Here is an 18,037-nt window from a genome sequence, read left to right on the forward strand (position 1 = left end):
TTACGTAAATTTCCCATGCCGCGCCCGATCTCCGCCACCATCCATACCGCCGCTCTCGCGAACAATCTCTCCGTCGTCCGCCGCTTTGCCGGCCCGTCCAAGGTCTGGACGGTCGTCAAGGCCAACGCGTACGGCCACGGTCTCGCCCGCGCGTTTCCGGGCCTGCGCGGCACCGACGGCTTCGGCCTGCTCGACCTCGACGAGGCCGTGAAGCTGCGCGAGCTCGGCTGGGCCGGCCCGATCCTGCTGCTCGAAGGCTTCTTCCGCTCGACCGACATCGACGTGATCGACCGCTACAGCCTGACGACGACCGTCCACAACGACGAGCAGATGCGGATGCTGGAAACGGCGCGGCTGTCGAAGCCCGTCAACGTGCAGCTCAAGATGAACAGCGGGATGAACCGGCTCGGTTACGCGCCGGAGAAGTACCGTGCCGCGTGGGAGCGCGCCCGCGCGTGCCCCGGCATCGGTCAGATCACGTTGATGACCCATTTTTCGGACGCGGACAACGAGCGCGGCGTCGCCGAGCAGCTCGCGACCTTCGAGCGTGGCGCGGAAAACATCGCCGGCGCGCGCAGTCTCGCGAATTCGGCGGCCGTGCTGTGGCATCCGGACACGCACTTCGACTGGGTGCGGCCGGGGATCGTGCTGTATGGGGCGTCGCCGTCCGGGCTGTCGTCCGATATCGCCGACACGGGGCTGAAGCCCGCGATGACGCTCGCGTCCGAGCTGATCGCGGTGCAGACGATCGCGAAGGGCCAGGCGATCGGCTATGGCTCGACGTTCTCCGCGCAGGCGCAGATGCGGATCGGCGTCGTCGCGTGCGGCTACGCGGACGGCTATCCGCGCGTCGCGCCGGAAGGCACGCCCGTGATCGTCGACGGCATCCGCACGCGGATCGTCGGTCGCGTGTCGATGGACATGATCACCGTCGATCTGACGCCGTGTCCGCAGGCCGGCGTCGGCGCTCGTGTCGAGCTGTGGGGCAATGCGCTGCCGATCGACGACGTCGCGCGTCATTGCGGCACGATCGGCTACGAGCTGATGTGCGCGGTCGCCGCGCGCGTGCCGGTGCGAGCGGAATAAGGGCGTCGCGCGTGGCCAAACAGAAAACGATTTACGTCTGCAGCGAGTGCGGCGGACAGACCCCCAAGTGGCAGGGCCAGTGCCCGTCGTGCCAGGCATGGAACACCCTCGTCGAATCGGTCGCCGAGTCGCCGGCGGCCCATCGTTTCCAGTCGCTCGCGAAGCGGGCGCCGGTGCAGCGTCTCGCCGACATCGAGGCCGCCGACGTGCCGCGCTTCTCGACCGGCATCGGCGAATTCGACCGCGTGCTGGGCGGCGGGCTGGTTCCCGGCGGCGTCGTGCTGATCGGCGGCGATCCGGGCATCGGCAAGTCGACGTTGCTGCTGCAGTCGCTCGCGGATATCGCGAACGAGCGGCGCGCTCTATATATCAGCGGCGAGGAATCGGCCGCGCAGATCGCGTTGCGCGCGCAACGGCTCGCGCTGCTCGACGGCGGCGCGCCGGCGGCCGAACTGAAGCTGCTCGCCGAGATTCAGCTCGAGAAGATCCAGGCCGCGATCGACGCGGAGCGGCCGGACGTGGCCGTCATCGACTCGATTCAGACTGTCTACTCGGACGCGCTCACGTCGGCGCCCGGCTCGGTCGCGCAGGTGCGCGAATGCGCGGCGCAGCTCACGCGCATCGCAAAACAGTCGGGCACCGCGATCATCATGGTCGGGCACGTGACGAAAGAAGGCAACCTGGCCGGCCCGCGCGTGCTCGAGCACATCGTCGACACGGTGCTGTATTTCGAGGGCGACACGCATTCGTCGTTCCGGCTCGTGCGTGCGTTCAAGAACCGCTTCGGCGCGGTCAACGAACTCGGCGTGTTCGCGATGACCGAGCGCGGGCTGCGCGGCGTAGCCAACCCGTCCGCGCTGTTCCTGTCGCAGCACGAGCAGGTCGTGCCCGGTTCGTGCGTGCTCGTCACGCAGGAAGGCACGCGCCCGCTGCTCGTCGAAATCCAGGCGCTCGTCGATACGGCGCACGTGCCGAACCCGCGCCGGCTCGCGGTCGGCCTCGAGCAAAACCGGCTCGCGATGCTGCTCGCGGTGCTGCACCGGCACGCGGGCATCGCGTGCTTCGACCAGGACGTGTTCCTGAATGCGGTGGGCGGCGTGAAGATCACCGAACCGGCCGCCGACCTCGCGGTGCTGCTCGCGATTCACTCGTCGATGCGCAACAAGGCGCTGCCGAAAGGGCTCATCGTATTCGGCGAGGTGGGATTGGCGGGCGAGATCCGGCCGTCCCCGCGCGGGCAGGAGCGGCTGCGCGAAGCGGCGAAGCTCGGCTTCACGTCCGCGCTGATTCCGAAGGCGAATGCGCCGAAACAGCCGATCGAAGGGCTGAACGTGATGGCCGTCGAGCGGCTCGAGCAGGCGATCGACCGCGTGCGCGATCTTGAATGAGCGGCCCGGCCCGCGCTCGGGCCGGGCGTCGACGGACGATCTGTCGCGTAATTCGCTGTAAAGAATATGTAGGCGACTGTAACCCGCCGGACATCGCTTTTCCCTATCCTTTTCCGGATCGTCGAACCGCGTAATGCGAAGGGAACCTATGTTGAAATCGTACGGGGAAGCGCCTGGCGGACGCCTTTACAACTTGCGCGGCTGCCGCGTGTCGGAGCCGATTCGCCAGCCGTGGGGCGGCGGATGCCGGATCGTCGAATGGATCGACGAAGAAGGGCGCCTCGCGCGCAAGGTCGTGTCCGAGGATGTGACGGAAGCGGAAGTCGCCGCGGCGATCCGCCGGCCGACCAAAGGGCGCCGATACCTGATGGGCGACGACGAGCAGATGCCGCGCGACACGCTGCCGCGCCGCTGAGCGGATGGCGCGGCGGGCCGACGCAGCCCTGTCGAACGCAACAATGACGATGAGGCCGGGCCTGGGTGCTCGGCCTCGTCGTTTCCGCGGCCGGGCGGGTTCGTGGGGCGTTGACGCCCCGACGTGACACGCCGCCGATGATGCCGTTGACGCGATCATCGGCTGACGGCCCCGGCGGCCGCGGTCAGCCGATCTGCTCGAGTTCTTCCTGCACGGCAAGCCAGTCCGCCTCGACCGTCTCGAGCCGGGTATTGACCTCGCCGAGCTTGCGGATCGCGTCGGTCAGTTCCGTCTTGCGCGCGGCCTCGTAGCTCGCCGGATCGGCGACGAACGCGTCGAGGCGCGCCTTCTCCGCGTGCAGCGTTTCCATTTCCCTTTCGAGCTTCGTGATGCGGTTCTGCAGCGGCTTCTTCAACTGCGACAGCCGCTGGCGTTCCTCGGCCGCCTGGCGTTTCTGATCCTTGCGGTTGACGCCCGCATCGGCGCCCGCGGCTGCCGCGCTGTCGGCCTTCGCGGCCGCGCGCTGCTCGGCCGCATGCTGCAGCAGCCAGTCGCGGTAGTCGTCGAGATCGCCGTCGAACGGCTGCAGCCGGTGCTTCGCGACCAGCATGAACTGGTCGGTCGTCGCGCGCAGCAGGTGACGATCGTGCGACACGAGGATCAGCGTGCCCTCGAACTGCGCGAGCGCCATCGTCAGCGCGTGGCGCGTTTCGAGATCGAGGTGGTTCGTCGGTTCGTCGAGCAGCAGCAGGTTCGGCTTCTGCCAGATGATCAGTGCCAGTGCGAGGCGCGCTTTTTCGCCGCCCGAGAACGGCCCGACCGGACTGGTCGCCATGTCGCCCGAGAAATTGAAGCCGCCGAGGAAGTCGCGCAACTCCTGCTCGCGCGTATCGGGCGCGAGCCGCGCCAGGTGCGCGAGCGGCGAATCGTCTTCGCGCAGCGTTTCGAGCTGGTGCTGCGCGAAATAGCCGATCGTCAGGCCCTTGCCGTCGCGGACGTGCCCGGACAGCGGCGCGAGCGTGCCGGCCAGCGTCTTGATCAGCGTCGACTTGCCCTGGCCGTTCGCGCCCAACAGGCCGATGCGCTGGCCGTTCTGGATCGACAGCGCGACGCGCTCGACGATCGGGATGTCCGCTCCGTCATCGGTGTGGTAGCCGCAACGGACGTCTTCCATCACCATCATCGGGTTCGGTGCGGCATCGGGCGTGCGGAATTCGAACGTGAACGGCGACGCGATGTGCGCGGGCGCGATCAACTCCATCTTCTCCAGCGCCTTCATCCGGCTTTGCGCCTGCTTGGCCTTGGTCGCCTTGGCCTTGAAGCGGTCGACGAAGCTCTGCAGGTGCTCGATCGTCTTCTGCTGCTTTTCGTATGCGTTTTGCTGCAGCGCCAGTTGCTGCGCGCGCAGCACTTCGAACTGCGAGTAGTTGCCGCCGTAGCGCTTCACCTGGCGGTTTTCCAGATGCAGCGTGACGTTGCAGATCGAATCGAGGAATTCGCGGTCGTGCGAGATCACGACGAGCGTGCCGGGGTAGCGGTGCAGCCAATCCTCGAGCCACACGATCGCATCGAGGTCGAGGTGGTTCGTCGGCTCGTCGAGCAGCAGCAGGTCGGAGCGGCACATCAGCGCCTGCGCGAGGTTCAGCCGCATGCGCCAGCCGCCGGAGAAGCTCGCGACGGATTCGCGCGTTTGCGCGAGCGTGAAGCCGAGGCCGAGCAGCAGCGCTTCGGCGCGGGCCGGCGCGGTGTAGCCGTCGGCATCGGCGAACGCCGCGTGCGCGTCGGCTTCGGCGGCGCCGTCATGCGCGGCCGACGCGGCGGCGATGCGGGCCTCGATCTCGCGCAGCGCGGCATCGCCGTCGAGCGTGTAGTCGAGCGCCGAGCGGTCGACCGCGGGCGTTTCCTGCGACACGTGGGCGATCCGCCACGACGGCGGCATCGAGAAATCGCCTCCGTCGGAATGCAGCTCGCCGCGCAGGACGGAAAACAGCGTCGACTTGCCGGCGCCGTTCGCGCCGATCAGGCCGGCTTTCTCGCCGGGATTGAGCACGAACGAGGTCGACTCGAACAGCGGCTTGGTGCCGCGCGCAAGGCTGAACTGATTGAAACGGATCACGGCGGAAATGACTGGCCAAAACCGCTATTCTAGACCGCGCGCCGGTCGCGCCGGGCATCGGCCGTTCGGCGGATGCCGCAACGGCGCAATTTCGCCTAGACTCCACGTCGATCCGGTTTCGTAAAGGAGTGCCCGATGTCCACCCTGTATTCATTCAGCGCAGAGACGCTCGCCGGTGCGCCGGTATCGCTCGATGCGTATCGCGGCAAGGTGCTGCTGATCGTCAATACCGCGAGCGAGTGCGGTTTCACGCCGCAGTACGCGGGTCTGCAGAAGCTGTACGACCAGTACTCGGCGCGCGGCTTCTTCGTGCTCGGCTTCCCGTGCAACCAGTTCGGCAAGCAGGAGCCGGGCGACGCCGCGCAGATCGGCGCGTTCTGCGAGCGCAACTACGGCGTCACCTTCCCGATGTTCGCGAAGATCGACGTGAAGGGCGACCATGCGCATCCGCTGTATCGCTACCTGACCGACGAGGCGCCCGGCATTCTCGGCCTCAAGGCGATCAAGTGGAATTTCACGAAATTCCTGATCGACCGCGAAGGGTGCATCGTCAAGCGCTACGCGCCGTCCACCAAGCCTGAGGAAATCGCCGCGGACATCGACAAGCTGCTGTGACGGCGCCGCGCGGCGTGTGTCGCGCCGGTGCGGATCGCGCGGGCGCGGCGGTCGTCAGGGCCGTTACAGGATCGGCGCGAACAGCCGCGCGACGTGCATCGCGATGCGCCGCCACGCGGGCGACTGCCGGTATTCGTCCGCATCGACCTCGTACGCCTGCGCGAAGTCGGCATCGAGCATCGTCTCGACTTCGTCGGCGAACGCCGGGTCGACGGTCAGCACCATCACCTCGAAATTGAGGCGGAACGAGCGGTTGTCGAGATTCGCGCTGCCGATCGCCGCCGCGACGCGGTCGATCAGCACGACCTTCTGGTGCAGGAAGCCGGGCCGGTAGCGGAACACCTTCACGCCCGCATCGATGAGGTCGCGCGCGTAAAGCTTGGACGCCTCGAACACGACGTAGTGGTCGCGCCGGCTCGGGATCAGGATGCGTACGTCGACGCCGCGCATCACGGCGAGCTTCAGCGCGCAGAGCACGGCTTCGTCGGGAACGAGGTACGGCGTGGTGATCCAGACCCGCTCGCGGGCCGCATTGATCGATTCGACGAAGAACAGCGAGCCGGTTTCCTGCTTGTCGGCCGGCCCCATCGGCACCGCGAGGCAATGCATGCCGTCGCCGGGTTGCGCGGGCGGCGGCAGCGCGATGGGCGGCAGCTTCTGCGTCGCCCAATGCCAGTCTTCGGCGAACACGTACTGGATGCTCGCCACCACGGGGCCGCGTATCTCGATGTGGGTATCGCGCCATGGCGACAGGCGCGGGTTCGCGCCGAGATATTCGACGCCGACGTTGTGGCCGCCGACGAACGCGCGATTGCCGTCGACGACGACGATCTTGCGATGGTTGCGGAAGTTCAGCTGGAAGCGGTTGACGAATTTCCGGTTGGTCGCGAACGGATGGACCTCGACGCCGCCCCGGCGCAATGCGTCGACGTAGCCGTGCGGCAGGTCGAAGCTGCCGATGCTGTCATACAGCAGGCAGCAGCGTACGCCGGCGGCCGCGCGCGCGAGCAGCGCGTCGCGCAGCATCCGGCCGAGCGCATCGTCGCGCACGATGAAGAACTGGACGAGTACGTAGTCGCGCGCGGCGTCGATCGCCGACAGGATGGCCGAGAACGTCGCGTCGCCGTTCACGAGCGTGCGCACCGAATTGCCGCCGAGGAACGGCATGCCGCCGAGCCGCGTGAGCGCGAGCACGGCGGCCTGGCCCAGCGCGTCGGCGGCCGGCCCGTCGGTCGCGTCGGTGGTGCGCCACGGCGAGCGCGGTGTGTGCGTGCGCAACATTTCCAGCTCGTGGCGGCGGGCGTCGACGTAGCCGGAGAATTTGCTGCGGCCGAGGAACAGGTACGGAACGAGCGTCAGGTACGGCATGGCCGTGAGCGAGACGGCCCACGCGATCGCGCCTTGCGACGTGCGCGTGTTCATGATTGCGTGGCACGCCGCGACGATTCCGAGCACGTGGACGGTCAGGATCAGGGTGCCGAGATGTAGCCAGTCGAGGGTCATGGGCGCGTAAAGGACTCCCGAAGGGACTCCCGAGGTCGTGCAGCCGGGCGGCCGCCTACGCGCATCTTACCCAACCGTGCGGCGCAACGGTGCGCCGCACGGCGGGCGAGACGGAAACGCTCAGGCCTTGCGCGGCAGGTCCGACGCCTGGATCAGGAACACGGCGTCGTCGCCCGCGCTGGTGGGCAGCCACGTGAGTTCGAGGCCGCCGAACGCCGCTTCGACGTGCTCGCGCTCGTTGCCGATCTCGACGACGAGCACGCCGTCGTCATGCAGCCAGCGGTGCGCGTCGGCGACGATGCGTCGCACGATGTCCATCCCGTCGTCGCCGCCGGCGAGCGCCATTTCCGGCTCGTGCCGGTATTCGGGCGGCAGCGCGGCCATCGACGCGGCGTTCACGTACGGCGGATTCGTCAGGATCACGTCGTAGCGCGAGTCGGGATCGGTGCGGAACGCGGGCAGCGGCGCGTAGAGGTCGCCGCGGTGCAGCCCGATGCGGTCTTCGAGGCCGTAGTCGCGCACGTTGATTTCCGCGACTTCTAGCGCCTTGTCCGACAGGTCGACCGCGTCGATCTCGGCGTTCGGGAACGCGCTCGCCGCGAGGATCGCGAGGCAGCCGGAGCCGGTGCACAGTTCGAGCACCGCGCCGACCTGCTCGGGATCGGCGACATACGGCTGCAGCCCGTCGTCGAGCAGTTCGCCGATGAACGAGCGCGGCACGATCACGCGTTCGTCGACGTAGAAGCGGTGGCCGTGCATCCACGCTTCATGCGTGAGGTAGGCGGCCGGCACGCGATCGGTCGCGCGTCGTTCGATCACCGCGAGCACGGCCGCGATTTCGTCGGGCAGCAGGCGCGCGTCGAGGAACGGCTCGAGCGTGTCGAGCGGCAGGTCGAGCGTATGCAGCACGAGGTAGGCCGCTTCGTCGTACGCGTTGTCGGAACCGTGGCCGAACGCGAGCTTCGCTTTCGAGAAGCGCGTGACCGCATAGCGCAGCAGGTCGCGGATTGTGGCAAAAGGTGTCGTCATGCGAGGCTCCGTCAGGCGATCAGTTGTTCGAGCACGCGTCGGTACACGTTCTTCAGCGGGTCGACGAAGCGCACCTCGATGTGCTCGTCGATCTTGTGGATACTGCCGTTCGGCGGGCCGAACTCGATCACCTGCGGGCAGATGCGCGCGATGAAGCGTCCGTCCGACGTGCCGCCCGTCGTCGACAGCTCGGTCGTGATGCCGGTCTCGGCGCGGATCGCGTTTTCCAGCGCGCCCGACAGTTCGCCGCGCGGCGTGAGGAACGGCAGGCCGCTCACCGACCACTTCAGCGTGTATTCGAGGCCATGCTTGTCGAGGATCGCGTGCACGCGGGCCTGCAGGCCTTCGACCGTGCTCGCGGTCGAGAAGCGGAAGTTGAACAGCAGGTCGGCGTGGCCGGGGATCACGTTGGTCGCGCCGGTGCCGGCGTGCAGGTTCGACACCTGCCAGGTGGTCGGCGGGAAGTATTCGTTGCCTTCGTCCCACTGTTCGGCCGCGAGCTCGGCGAGCGCCGGCGCGAGCAGGTGGATCGGGTTCTTCGCGAGGTGCGGATACGCGATGTGGCCTTGCACGCCCTTGACGACGAGTTCGCCGGACATCGATCCGCGGCGGCCGTTCTTGACGACGTCGCCGAGCTCGGCGCTCGACGTCGGCTCGCCGACGATGCAGTAGTCGAGCCGCTCGCCGCGTTCCTGCAGCAGTTCGACGACCTTCACGGTGCCGTCGGTGGCCGGGCCTTCCTCGTCGCTCGTGATCAGGAACGCGATCGCGCCGCGGTGGCCGGGATGGGCCGCGACGAATTCCTCGGACGCGACGACGAACGCCGCGAGCGACGTCTTCATGTCGGCCGCGCCGCGGCCGTACAGCTTGCCGTCGCGATGGGCGGGGATGAACGGCGGCGAGGTCCACTGTTCGAGCGGGCCGGTCGGCACGACGTCGGTGTGGCCCGCGAACGCGAGCAGCTTGCCCTCGCGGCCGTCGGCGCCGCGCTTGACGGCCCACAGGTTGGTCACGCCGTGCGACGCGATGGTCTCGCATTCGAAGCCGAGCGCGGCGAGGCGCTCGGTCATGATCTGCTGGCAGTGCTGGTCGTCGGGCGTCACGGACGCGCGTGCGATTAGTTGTTCGGTAAGGGCTAGGGTGGCGGACATGGTTCGGACCACTTTCGATAAAAAATGCCGGCACGGTGGCCGGCAGCGACAGGGCGTCGGGCGGCGCCCGCGGGCGCCGGGGCGGCTCTATGCGGCAAACAGCGCCGCGTATTGATCGGCCACGAAGCCGAGCGATTTCACGCGGCCGTTGACGACGAGCACGGGGCGCTTGATGACCGACGGCTTGTGGATCATCAGCGCGACCGCGCCGGTCTTGGTTTCGGCGGCCGCCTTCATCGCGTCGTCCAGGCCGCGCCACGTGGTGCCGCGCTTGTTCACGAGCGCGTCGAGCGACACGTCCTTCAGCCAGTCTTCGATCAGCGGCGCGCTGACGCCGAGCTTCTTGAAATCGTGGAACTCGAATTCGACGCCGTGATCGTCGAGCCACACACGGGCCTTCTTCACGGTGTCGCAGTTCGGAATGCCGTAGACGACCACGGTGTGCGGCTTCGCCATCAGTCGCCTCGCAGCAGTTCGTTCAGGCCGACCTTCGCACGCGTCTTCGCGTCGACCTTCTTCACGATCACCGCGCAGTACAGGCTGTGCGAGCCGTCCTTCGACGGCAGGTTGCCGGCGACGACGACCGAGCCGGCCGGGATGCGGCCGTAGCTGACTTCGCCCGTCTCGCGGTCGTAGATCTTCGTGCTCTGGCCGAGGTACACGCCCATCGAGATCACCGAGTTCTCCTCGACGATCACGCCTTCGACGACTTCCGAGCGCGCGCCGATGAAGCAGTTGTCCTCGATGATGACCGGGTTCGCCTGCAGCGGCTCGAGCACGCCGCCGATACCGACGCCGCCCGACAGGTGCACGTTCTTGCCGATCTGCGCGCACGAACCGACCGTCGCCCACGTGTCGACCATCGTGCCTTCGTCGACGTACGCGCCGATGTTGGTGTACGACGGCATCAGCACGACGTTCTTCGCGATGAACGAGCCGCGGCGCGCGATGGCCGGCGGGACGACGCGGAAGCCGCCCGCGGCGAAATCTTCGGCCGTGTAGTTCGCGAACTTCGACGGCACCTTGTCGTAGAACTGCGAGTAGCCGCCGGCCGGCATCGGCGCGTTGTCCTCCAGGCGGAACGACAGCAGCACGGCCTTCTTCAGCCACTGGTGCACGGTCCAGTTGCCGTCGATTTTCTCGGCGACGCGCAGTGCGCCTTTGTCGAGCTGCTCGATCGCGTGAGCGACGGCTTCGCGGACGTCGGCGGGCGCGGCCTTCGGCGACAGCTCGGCGCGGTTTTCCCAGGCGGTATCGATGATTTGCTGAAGTTGTTGCGACATGTTCGTTTTCGCAGGAGATGGATGGAATTGATCGGGATGGACGATTACCGCGCGAGAGAGCGGCAGAAATCGACGATGCGTTGCGCGCCCTCGACGCATTCGGGGGTGCCCGCGACGAGCGCGATCCGGATGAAATCGCGGCCCGGGTTCGTGCCGTGCGCATCGCGCGCGAGGTACGAGCCGGGCAGAACCGTCACATTATAGTCGGCGTACAGGCGGCGGGCGAACTCGGTGTCCGACAGGCCGGTGCGCGACACGTTGGCCCACAGGTAGAACGCGGCGTCGGGCAGCTTCACGTCGATCACGTCGGCGAGCATCGGCGTGACCGTATTGAACTTCTGGAGGTACAGCGCGCGATTCTCGCGCACGTGCGCCTCGTCGTTCCACGCGGCGATGCTCGCGTGCTGCCAGACCGGCGACAGCGCGGCGCCGTGGTACGTGCGGTACAGCAGGAATTTCTTCAGCAGCGCGGCGTCGCCGGCGACGAAGCCCGAGCGCATGCCCGGCACGTTCGAGCGCTTCGACAGGCTCGACAGCATCACGAGCCGCTCGAAGCCGCGGCCGAGGCGATGCGCGGCCTCGAGGCCGCCGAGCGGCGGCGCCGCTTCGTCGAAATAGATTTCCGAATAGCACTCGTCGGACGCGATCACGAAACCGTGGCGGTCCGACAGCGCGAACAGCTCGCGCCAGTCGTCGAGCGTCAGCACGGCGCCCGTCGGGTTGCCGGGCGAGCATACGTACAGCAGCTGCGTGCGCGCCCACACGTCATCGGGCACGGCCGCGTAGTCGCACGCGAAGTTGCGCGCCGGGTCGCTGTTCGCGAAATAGGGTTCGGCACCGGCCAGGAGCGCCGCGCCTTCGTAAATTTGATAGAAAGGATTCGGACAGAGTACGATCGCCTTCTCGCCCTGCGCGGACGGCCGTGCATCGATCACGGTCTGCGCGAGCGAGAACAGCGCCTCGCGCGAGCCCGACACCGGCAGCACCTGGGTGGCCGGATCGATCGCCGGCAGCCCGTAGCGGCGCTCGATCCAGTGCGCGATCGACGTGCGCAGCGCGTCCGAGCCGGCCGTGGCCGGGTACGACGCGAGGCCGTCGAGCGCGGCCACCACGGCCTCGCGGATCAGCGCCGGCGTCGCATGTTTGGGCTCGCCGATGCCGAAGCTGATCGGTTTGAGGTCGCCGGAAGGCGTCACGTCCTTGAACAGGGCGCGCAGCTTTTCGAAGGGATAGGGCTGGAGCGAGTCGAGTCGAGGGTTCACGGGCGAAGCGGCCATCGCGGCCGGTTGGAGCGAAAGAAGCGGCGGGCGCGCCGCGCGGCTGCGAACGGGCGCGTCGGGCGCGCGGGTCGCAGCGGACGATTATAGCGTGACGGAATGCGGTCACGGCCTGCCGGAGCGGCGGCCGGGCCGGTCGAATAAAGGGTATCGAACCAAATGAACAACGCGGTACGCGGCAGCCTGCCGACGCTGGCCATCCTGATCGGCGCGTCGGTGTGGGGCCTGATCTGGTATCCGCTGCGGATCCTCGCGTCGCTCGGCGTGACGGGCACGCTCGCGAGCGCGCTGACGAGCCTCGTCGCGTTCCTGTTCGTGATCGTCGCGCGGCACCGCACGATCGCGACGCTGCGCTGGCACTGGGTGCTGCCGGGCATCGCGGTGACGGCCGGCGTGACGAACCTCGGGTTCGTATGGGGCACGATCCACGGCGAGGTGCTGCGCGTGATGCTGCTGTTCTACCTGACGCCGGCCTGGACCGCGATCTACGCGCACTTCCTGCTGCGCGAACGGCTGACCTGGGCCGGCGCGGGGCTCGCTGCGCTGTCGATCGGCGGCGCGATGCTGATGCTGTGGTCGCCGACGCTCGGCTTGCCGCTGCCGGCCAACCCGGCCGAATGGGCGGGCCTCGCGGCCGGGCTGAGCTTCGCGATGAGCAACGTGCTGGTGATCAAGGCGAGCCGCGAGCTGCCCGACATGCGCGCCGAAATGCGCACCGCGACGCTGTTCGGCGGCGCGGCCGTGTTCGGCGCGATCGCGTCGCTGTTCGAAGGGCTGCCGGCCGCGCCGGCGAGCCCTCAGCTGGGCGTGGCCGCGCTGATCATCGCGGCGATCGGCGTGACGATGGCGTCGAACAACCTACTCGTCCAGTACGGCCTCGCGCGCGTGCCGGCGAACCGCGCGTCGATCATCATGCTGTTCGAGATCGTGATCACCGCGCTGTCGGCGTGGGTGTTCGCGAACGAGCTGCCGAGCGCGCGCGAGTGGGCGGGCGGCGCGTGCATCGTACTCGCGACGCTGCTGTCGAGCCGGGTCCATCGTGCCGCGCCGGCACCGGACAAACCCGGCGACGGTCGGGACGGCGCACGCGCGATGGTATGATGGAAGCCGTTTGCGGGGCCCAACGCTGGATGCGCGCGGCCCCGTTTTTGAATTCCGGGGCGCGTGGCGCGCAGGGGCTCTCCGGCCCCGCGCCGTGCGGCCCCGTCCGTTTCACACCTTCTTCACATCCGATACCGCCGTGCGTCTGAGCTCGATCAAACTCGCTGGCTTCAAATCCTTCGTCGATCCCACGCATTTCCAGGTTCCGGGCCAGCTTGTCGGCGTGGTCGGCCCGAACGGATGCGGCAAGTCCAACATCATCGATGCCGTGCGCTGGGTGCTCGGCGAGTCGCGCGCGTCCGAGTTGCGCGGCGAATCGATGCAGGACGTGATCTTCAACGGTTCGACCGCCCGCAAGCCCGGCAGCCGGGCCAGCGTCGAACTGATCTTCGACAACTCCGACGGCCGCGCGGCCGGGCAGTGGGGCCAGTACGGCGAAATCGCCGTCAAGCGCGTGCTGACGCGCGACGGCACGTCGAGCTACTACATCAACAACCTGCCGGCGCGCCGCCGCGACATCCAGGACATCTTCCTCGGCACGGGCCTCGGGCCGCGTGCGTACGCGATCATCGGGCAGGGCATGATCGCGCGGATCATCGAGGCGAAGCCGGAAGAGCTGCGCGTGTTCCTCGAGGAAGCCGCCGGCGTGTCGAAGTACAAGGAACGCCGCCGCGAGACCGAGAACCGCCTGCACGACACGCGCGAGAACCTGACGCGCGTCGAGGACATCGTGCGCGAACTCGGCGCGAATCTCGAGAAGCTCGAGTCGCAGGCCGTGGTCGCGACCAAGTACAAGGAACTCGTCGCCGACGGCGAGGAGAAGCAGCGCCTGCTGTGGCTGCTGCGCAAGAACGAGGCCGCCGGCGAGCAGCAGAAGCAGCAGCGTGCGATCGAACAGGCGCAGATCGACCTCGAGGCGCAGACGGCGAAGCTGCGCGAAGTCGAGGCGCAGCTCGAGACGCTGCGCGTCGCGCACTACTCGGCCAGCGACGCGATGCAGGGCGCGCAGGGCGCGCTCTACGAGGCGAACGCCGAGGTGAGCCGTCTCGAAGCCGAGATCAAGTTCATCGTCGAATCGCGCAATCGCGTGCAGGCGCAGATCGCCGCGCTGAACGCGCAGCGCGAGCAGTGGCGCGCGCAGGCCGAGAAGTCGCAGGACGAGCTCGAGGAAGCCGAAGAGGCGCGCGCGATGGCCGACGAGAAGGCCGCGCTCGCCGAGGACAACGCGGCCGCGAAGCACGATGCGCTGCCGGCGCTCGAAGCGAAGTGGCGCGACGCACAGGCGCAGCTCAACGACGAGCGCGCGCGGATCGCGCAGACCGAGCAGTCGCTGAAGCTCGAAGCCGCGCACCAGCGCAACGCCGACCAGCAGCTCCAGCAGCTTCAGCAGCGCCACGAGCGCCTGAAGAGCGAGGCGGGCGGGCTCGATGCGCCGGACGAAACGCAGCTCGAAGAGTTGCGCATGCAGCTGGCCGAGCAGGAAGAGATCCTCGCGGAAGCGCAGGCGCGCCTTGCCGACGCACAGGAAACGGTGCCGCGTCTCGACGGCGAACGCCGCGCCGCGCAGGAGCGCGTGCAGGCCGAAGCCGCGCAGATCCACCAGCTGGAGGCGCGCCTCGCCGCGCTGAAGCAGCTGCAGGAAAACGTGCAGACCGAAGGCAAGGTGCAGCCGTGGCTCGACAAGCACGAGCTCGGCGCGCTGCCGCGTCTGTGGAAGAAGCTGCATGTCGAGGCCGGCTGGGAAGCGGCGCTCGAGGCCGTGCTGCGCGAGCGTCTCGCCGCGCTCGAGGTATCGAATCTCGACTGGGTGAAGGCATTCGCGACCGATGCGCCGCCCGCGAAGCTCGCGTTCTATGCGCCGCCCGCGGCCGGCGAGCCGCCCGCCGCGGTGGCCGGGCTGCGGCCGGTGCTGTCGCTCGTGCGCATCGACGACGCGGGCATCCGCGCGGTGCTGAACGACTGGCTCGGGAACGTCTACGTCGCCGACGACGTCGCGCAGGCGCTCGCGACGCGCGCGCAACTGCCGGCAGGCGGCGCGTTCGTCGTCAAGGCCGGCCATATCGTCACGCGCGTCGGCGTGCAGCTGTACGCCGCCGATTCGGAGCAGGCCGGGATGCTGGCCCGCCAGCAGGAAATCGAAAACCTCGCGCGGCAGGTGCGTGCGCAGGCGCTGCTCGCCGACGAGGCGCGCACGGCCGCCGTGCGTGCCGAAGCCGCGCACACGCAGGCCACGCAGGCGCTCGGCGACGTGCGCGCGCAGGCCGAACGTGCGACGCAGCGCGTGCATGCGCTGCAGATGGACGTGCTGAAGCTCGCGCAGGCACACGAACGCTATACGCAGCGCAGCACGCAGATCCGCGAGGAACTCGAGGAAATCGGCGCGCAGATCGAAGAGCAGCGTGCGCTGCGCGCCGAGTCGGAAGCGAATTTCGAGCGCTTCGACGGCGAGCTCGCGGAACTGCAGGCGCGCTTTGAGGACAACCAGCTCGCCTTCGAGTCGCTCGACGAATCGCTGACGCAGGCGCGTCAGGAAGCGCGCGATCTCGAGCGCGGCGCGAACGACGCGCGCTTCGCCGCACGCAACGCGGTGACGCGGATCGACGAACTCAAGCGCACGATCCAGGTGGCGCACGAGCAGAGCGAGCGCGTCGCCGCGTCGCTGGAAGACGCGCGGGCCGAACTCGAGACGATCAACGAGCAGACCGCGCACACCGGCCTGCAGGACGCGCTCGAGATTCGCGCGGTGAAGGAAGAGGCGCTGCAGGCCGCGCGCATCGAGCTCGACGACCTGACCGCGAAGCTGCGCGCGTCGGACGAGCAGCGACTCGTCGCCGAGCGTTCGCTGCAGCCGCTGCGCGACCGCATCACCGAGCTGCAACTGAAGGAGCAGGCCGCGCGCCTGGCCGTCGAGCAGTTCGCCGAGCAGCTCGCGACGGCCGAGGTCGACGAGGCCGCGCTGAGCGAGAAGCTCACGCCGGATCTGAAGCCGTCGTACCTGCAGGGCGAAGTCACGCGCCTGAACAACGCGATCAATGCGCTCGGCCCGGTCAACATGGCCGCGCTCGACGAACTGAAGGCCGCGAGCGAGCGCAAGGTGTTCCTCGACGCGCAATCGGCCGACCTGATCGACGCGATCACGACGCTCGAGGACGCCATCCACAAGATCGACCAGGAAACCCGCACGCTGCTGCAGGGCACCTTCGACGAGGTCAACCGTCATTTCAGCGACCTGTTCCCGCGCCTGTTCGGCGGCGGCCAGGCGAAGCTGATCATGACGGGCGACGAGATTCTCGATGCCGGCGTGCAGGTGATGGCGCAGCCGCCCGGCAAGAAGAACGCGACGATTCACCTGCTGTCGGGCGGCGAGAAGGCGCTGACCGCGACCGCGCTGGTGTTTGCGATGTTCCAGCTGAACCCGGCGCCGTTCTGTCTGCTCGACGAGGTCGACGCGCCGCTGGACGACGCGAACACCGAGCGTTTCGCGAATCTCGTGCGCGCGATGTCCGACAAGACGCAGTTCCTGTTCATCTCGCACAACAAGATCGCGATGGAAATGGCGCAGCAGCTGATCGGCGTGACGATGCAGGAGCAGGGCGTGTCGCGGATCGTTGCGGTGGACATGGAAACCGCCGCGGGTTTTGCCCAGAATTGACGTTTGACGAAACCGGATCGCGTTCGCGCGGCGCATGGGCGCCCGTTCGCGGTCCCGACGAAAAAGAATTGCTGATGGAGCGTGCATGGACGAGTTGACACTCGGTTTGATCGGCGCGGGCGCCGTCGTGGTGGGCGGCGTCGTGGTCTACAACGCATGGCAGGGCGCGAAAGTGCGGCGCAGGATGCCGCGCCCGATGCCGGAGGAAGCGGCCGAGGCGATGAACCGCCCCGAGCGCGACGAAGAGTTGCCGTTCATCGAACCGGTGCGTCAGCCGGTGCGCCGCGAGCCCGCGGCACCGGTCGCGGCGACGACGACGGCCGCGGCCGAAGCCGCGCGCGTCGAGCCGACGTTCGGCGGGGGCGCCGGCGGCGCGGCACCGGCCGATACGCCGGCCGACCTGCAGGCCGAGGCGACGGGCGTCGACACGTCGTCGGAATCGACTGAACCGGCGGCCGGTGAAGAAGCCGTACCCGCCGCCGCACGCGAAGCGGCGGCCGAACCGGCCGAGCCGACCGAACCGGTGATGCCGGCCGCGACGACGATCTCGTCGACGCCGCCCGCGATCGTCGACCGCCGCATCGACTGCATCGTGCCGATCCGCCTCACCGGGCCGCTGCCGGGCGACAAGATCCTGCCGTTTGCGCAGCGGCTGCGCCGCGCGGGCAGCAAGCCCGTGCATATCGAAGGCAAGCCGGAAGGCGGCCAGTGGGAGCTGCTGCAGAACGGCGTGCGCTATGAAGAGCTGCGCGCGGCCGCGCAGCTCGCGAACCGCGGCGGCGCGCTGAACGAGCTCGAATTCTCCGAATTCGTGACGGGCGTCCAGCAGTTCGCCGACGCGATCGACGGCGCGCCGGAATTCCCGGACATGATGGAAACGGTCGCGATGGCGCGCGAGCTCGACGCGTTTGCCGCGCAGTGCGACGCACAGCTGTCGATCAACGTGATGTCGGACGGCGCGCCGTGGTCCGCGAACTACGTGCAGGCGGTCGCTTCCCAGGACGGGCTGCTGCTGTCGCGCGACGGCACGCGTTTCGTGAAGCTCGACGCGAAGCAGAACCCGGTGTTCATGCTGCAGTTCGGCGATACGAACTTCCTGCGCGACGACCTGACGTACAAGGGCGGCAACATGATCACGCTGGTGCTCGACGTGCCGGTGGCCGAAGAGGACATCCTGCCGTTCCGGCTGATGTGCGATTACGCGAAGTCGCTGTCCGAGCGGATCGGCGCACGCGTCGTCGACGATTCGCGCCGGCCGCTGCCGGAGTCGACACTGCTCGCGATCGAGCAGCAGCTGATGAAGCTGTATGCGAAGCTCGAGGAAGCCGGCATCCCGGCCGGTTCGCCGGTCACGCGCCGTCTCTTCAGCCAGTAACGCGACGGCGCGGACGGCGCTCGGCGGCGCCGTCGTTCGTCGCTGC

At 68.3% G+C, this 18,037-nt stretch carries 14 protein-coding genes; 7 read left to right on the forward strand and 7 right to left on the reverse strand.

The window, feature by feature from the left end; all coding sequences use genetic code 11:
* Positions 1 to 15 precede the first annotated feature (15 nt).
* The 3 genes from alr (at position 16) to HWX09_RS15945 (ending at position 2,889) form a co-directional block, all read left to right on the forward strand.
* Complete coding sequence (gene alr / locus HWX09_RS15935) at positions 16 to 1,086, forward strand: alanine racemase (protein ID WP_027784788.1); 1,071 nt, start codon at positions 16 to 18, stop codon at positions 1,084 to 1,086.
* Positions 1,087 to 1,097: 11 nt separating this feature from the next.
* On the forward strand, positions 1,098 to 2,474 hold the full coding sequence (gene radA, locus HWX09_RS15940; protein WP_027784787.1) for a DNA repair protein RadA: 1,377 nt from the start codon (positions 1,098 to 1,100) through the stop codon (positions 2,472 to 2,474).
* Between the two features lie 148 nt (positions 2,475 to 2,622).
* Positions 2,623 to 2,889: a DUF2866 domain-containing protein gene (locus tag HWX09_RS15945; protein ID WP_027784786.1), complete on the forward strand. Its 267-nt coding sequence runs from the start codon at positions 2,623 to 2,625 to the stop codon at positions 2,887 to 2,889.
* Positions 2,890 to 3,073: 184 nt separating this feature from the next.
* On the opposite strand, the gene HWX09_RS15950 is transcribed toward HWX09_RS15945, so the two are convergent.
* The gene (locus HWX09_RS15950) at positions 3,074 to 5,005 is read right to left on the reverse strand and encodes an ATP-binding cassette domain-containing protein (protein WP_027784785.1); all 1,932 of its coding nucleotides are present in this window, start codon (positions 5,003 to 5,005) and stop codon (positions 3,074 to 3,076) included.
* Positions 5,006 to 5,140: 135 nt separating this feature from the next.
* Here HWX09_RS15950 and HWX09_RS15955 point away from each other — a divergent pair, with 135 nt between their 5' ends.
* Complete coding sequence (locus HWX09_RS15955) at positions 5,141 to 5,620, forward strand: glutathione peroxidase (RefSeq protein ID WP_027784784.1); 480 nt, start codon at positions 5,141 to 5,143, stop codon at positions 5,618 to 5,620.
* 63 nt (positions 5,621 to 5,683) lie between these two features.
* Here HWX09_RS15955 and cls read toward each other — a convergent pair whose 3' ends face one another.
* The 6 genes from cls to dapC form a co-directional block, all read right to left on the reverse strand.
* Complete coding sequence (gene cls / locus HWX09_RS15960; protein ID WP_027784783.1) at positions 5,684 to 7,123, reverse strand: cardiolipin synthase; 1,440 nt, start codon at positions 7,121 to 7,123, stop codon at positions 5,684 to 5,686.
* 120 nt (positions 7,124 to 7,243) lie between these two features.
* Entirely contained in the window at positions 7,244 to 8,152 is a 909-nt protein-coding gene (gene prmB / locus HWX09_RS15965; protein WP_027784782.1) for a 50S ribosomal protein L3 N(5)-glutamine methyltransferase, read from the reverse strand.
* A gap of 11 nt (positions 8,153 to 8,163) precedes the next feature.
* Positions 8,164 to 9,303 carry a succinyl-diaminopimelate desuccinylase gene (gene dapE / locus HWX09_RS15970; RefSeq protein WP_027784781.1) on the reverse strand — a complete coding sequence of 380 codons (1,140 nt, stop codon included), beginning with the start codon at positions 9,301 to 9,303 and terminating at the stop codon, positions 8,164 to 8,166.
* A gap of 87 nt (positions 9,304 to 9,390) precedes the next feature.
* The gene (locus HWX09_RS15975) at positions 9,391 to 9,759 is read right to left on the reverse strand and encodes an ArsC family reductase (RefSeq protein WP_006478478.1); all 369 of its coding nucleotides are present in this window, start codon (positions 9,757 to 9,759) and stop codon (positions 9,391 to 9,393) included.
* Positions 9,759 to 10,586, reverse strand: coding sequence for a 2,3,4,5-tetrahydropyridine-2,6-dicarboxylate N-succinyltransferase (dapD, locus tag HWX09_RS15980; protein WP_006478479.1), 828 nt, complete (start codon positions 10,584 to 10,586; stop codon positions 9,759 to 9,761). The genes HWX09_RS15975 and dapD overlap by 1 nt, the downstream gene beginning before the upstream one ends.
* Positions 10,587 to 10,630: 44 nt before the next feature.
* Positions 10,631 to 11,863: a succinyldiaminopimelate transaminase gene (gene dapC / locus HWX09_RS15985; RefSeq protein ID WP_027784780.1), complete on the reverse strand. Its 1,233-nt coding sequence runs from the start codon at positions 11,861 to 11,863 to the stop codon at positions 10,631 to 10,633.
* Positions 11,864 to 12,022: 159 nt separating this feature from the next.
* Here dapC and HWX09_RS15990 point away from each other — a divergent pair, with 159 nt between their 5' ends.
* From HWX09_RS15990 to HWX09_RS16000, 3 genes are all read left to right on the forward strand, one after another.
* On the forward strand, positions 12,023 to 12,964 hold the full coding sequence (locus HWX09_RS15990) for a DMT family transporter (protein ID WP_027784779.1): 942 nt from the start codon (positions 12,023 to 12,025) through the stop codon (positions 12,962 to 12,964).
* Between the two features lie 139 nt (positions 12,965 to 13,103).
* Positions 13,104 to 16,616, forward strand: coding sequence for a chromosome segregation protein SMC (gene smc / locus HWX09_RS15995; RefSeq protein ID WP_027784778.1), 3,513 nt, complete (start codon positions 13,104 to 13,106; stop codon positions 16,614 to 16,616).
* A gap of 85 nt (positions 16,617 to 16,701) precedes the next feature.
* Positions 16,702 to 17,991 carry a cell division protein ZipA C-terminal FtsZ-binding domain-containing protein gene (locus tag HWX09_RS16000; RefSeq protein ID WP_027784777.1) on the forward strand — a complete coding sequence of 430 codons (1,290 nt, stop codon included), beginning with the start codon at positions 16,702 to 16,704 and terminating at the stop codon, positions 17,989 to 17,991.
* Positions 17,992 to 18,037: the final 46 nt, after the last annotated feature.

It is taken from the genome of Burkholderia sp. BCC1208, from assembly GCF_902833095.1.
GTDB lineage: Bacteria > Pseudomonadota > Gammaproteobacteria > Burkholderiales > Burkholderiaceae > Burkholderia.

What these genes read in the sequence shown, in the direction of transcription:
- dapD (WP_006478479.1), bottom strand. Translation starts at nt 10,586, where the DNA reads ATGTCGCAACAACTTCAGCAAATCATCGATACCGCCTGGGAAAACCGC.
- dapC (WP_027784780.1), bottom strand. Translation starts at nt 11,863, where the DNA reads ATGGCCGCTTCGCCCGTGAACCCTCGACTCGACTCGCTCCAGCCCTAT.
- HWX09_RS15990 (WP_027784779.1), top strand. Translation starts at nt 12,023, where the DNA reads ATGAACAACGCGGTACGCGGCAGCCTGCCGACGCTGGCCATCCTGATC.
- dapE (WP_027784781.1), bottom strand. Translation starts at nt 9,303, where the DNA reads ATGTCCGCCACCCTAGCCCTTACCGAACAACTAATCGCACGCGCGTCC.
- HWX09_RS15955 (WP_027784784.1), top strand. Translation starts at nt 5,141, where the DNA reads ATGTCCACCCTGTATTCATTCAGCGCAGAGACGCTCGCCGGTGCGCCG.
- cls (WP_027784783.1), bottom strand. Translation starts at nt 7,123, where the DNA reads ATGACCCTCGACTGGCTACATCTCGGCACCCTGATCCTGACCGTCCAC.
- HWX09_RS15945 (WP_027784786.1), top strand. Translation starts at nt 2,623, where the DNA reads ATGTTGAAATCGTACGGGGAAGCGCCTGGCGGACGCCTTTACAACTTG.
- prmB (WP_027784782.1), bottom strand. Translation starts at nt 8,152, where the DNA reads ATGACGACACCTTTTGCCACAATCCGCGACCTGCTGCGCTATGCGGTC.
- HWX09_RS15975 (WP_006478478.1), bottom strand. Translation starts at nt 9,759, where the DNA reads ATGGCGAAGCCGCACACCGTGGTCGTCTACGGCATTCCGAACTGCGAC.
- alr (WP_027784788.1), top strand. Translation starts at nt 16, where the DNA reads ATGCCGCGCCCGATCTCCGCCACCATCCATACCGCCGCTCTCGCGAAC.
- HWX09_RS16000 (WP_027784777.1), top strand. Translation starts at nt 16,702, where the DNA reads ATGGACGAGTTGACACTCGGTTTGATCGGCGCGGGCGCCGTCGTGGTG.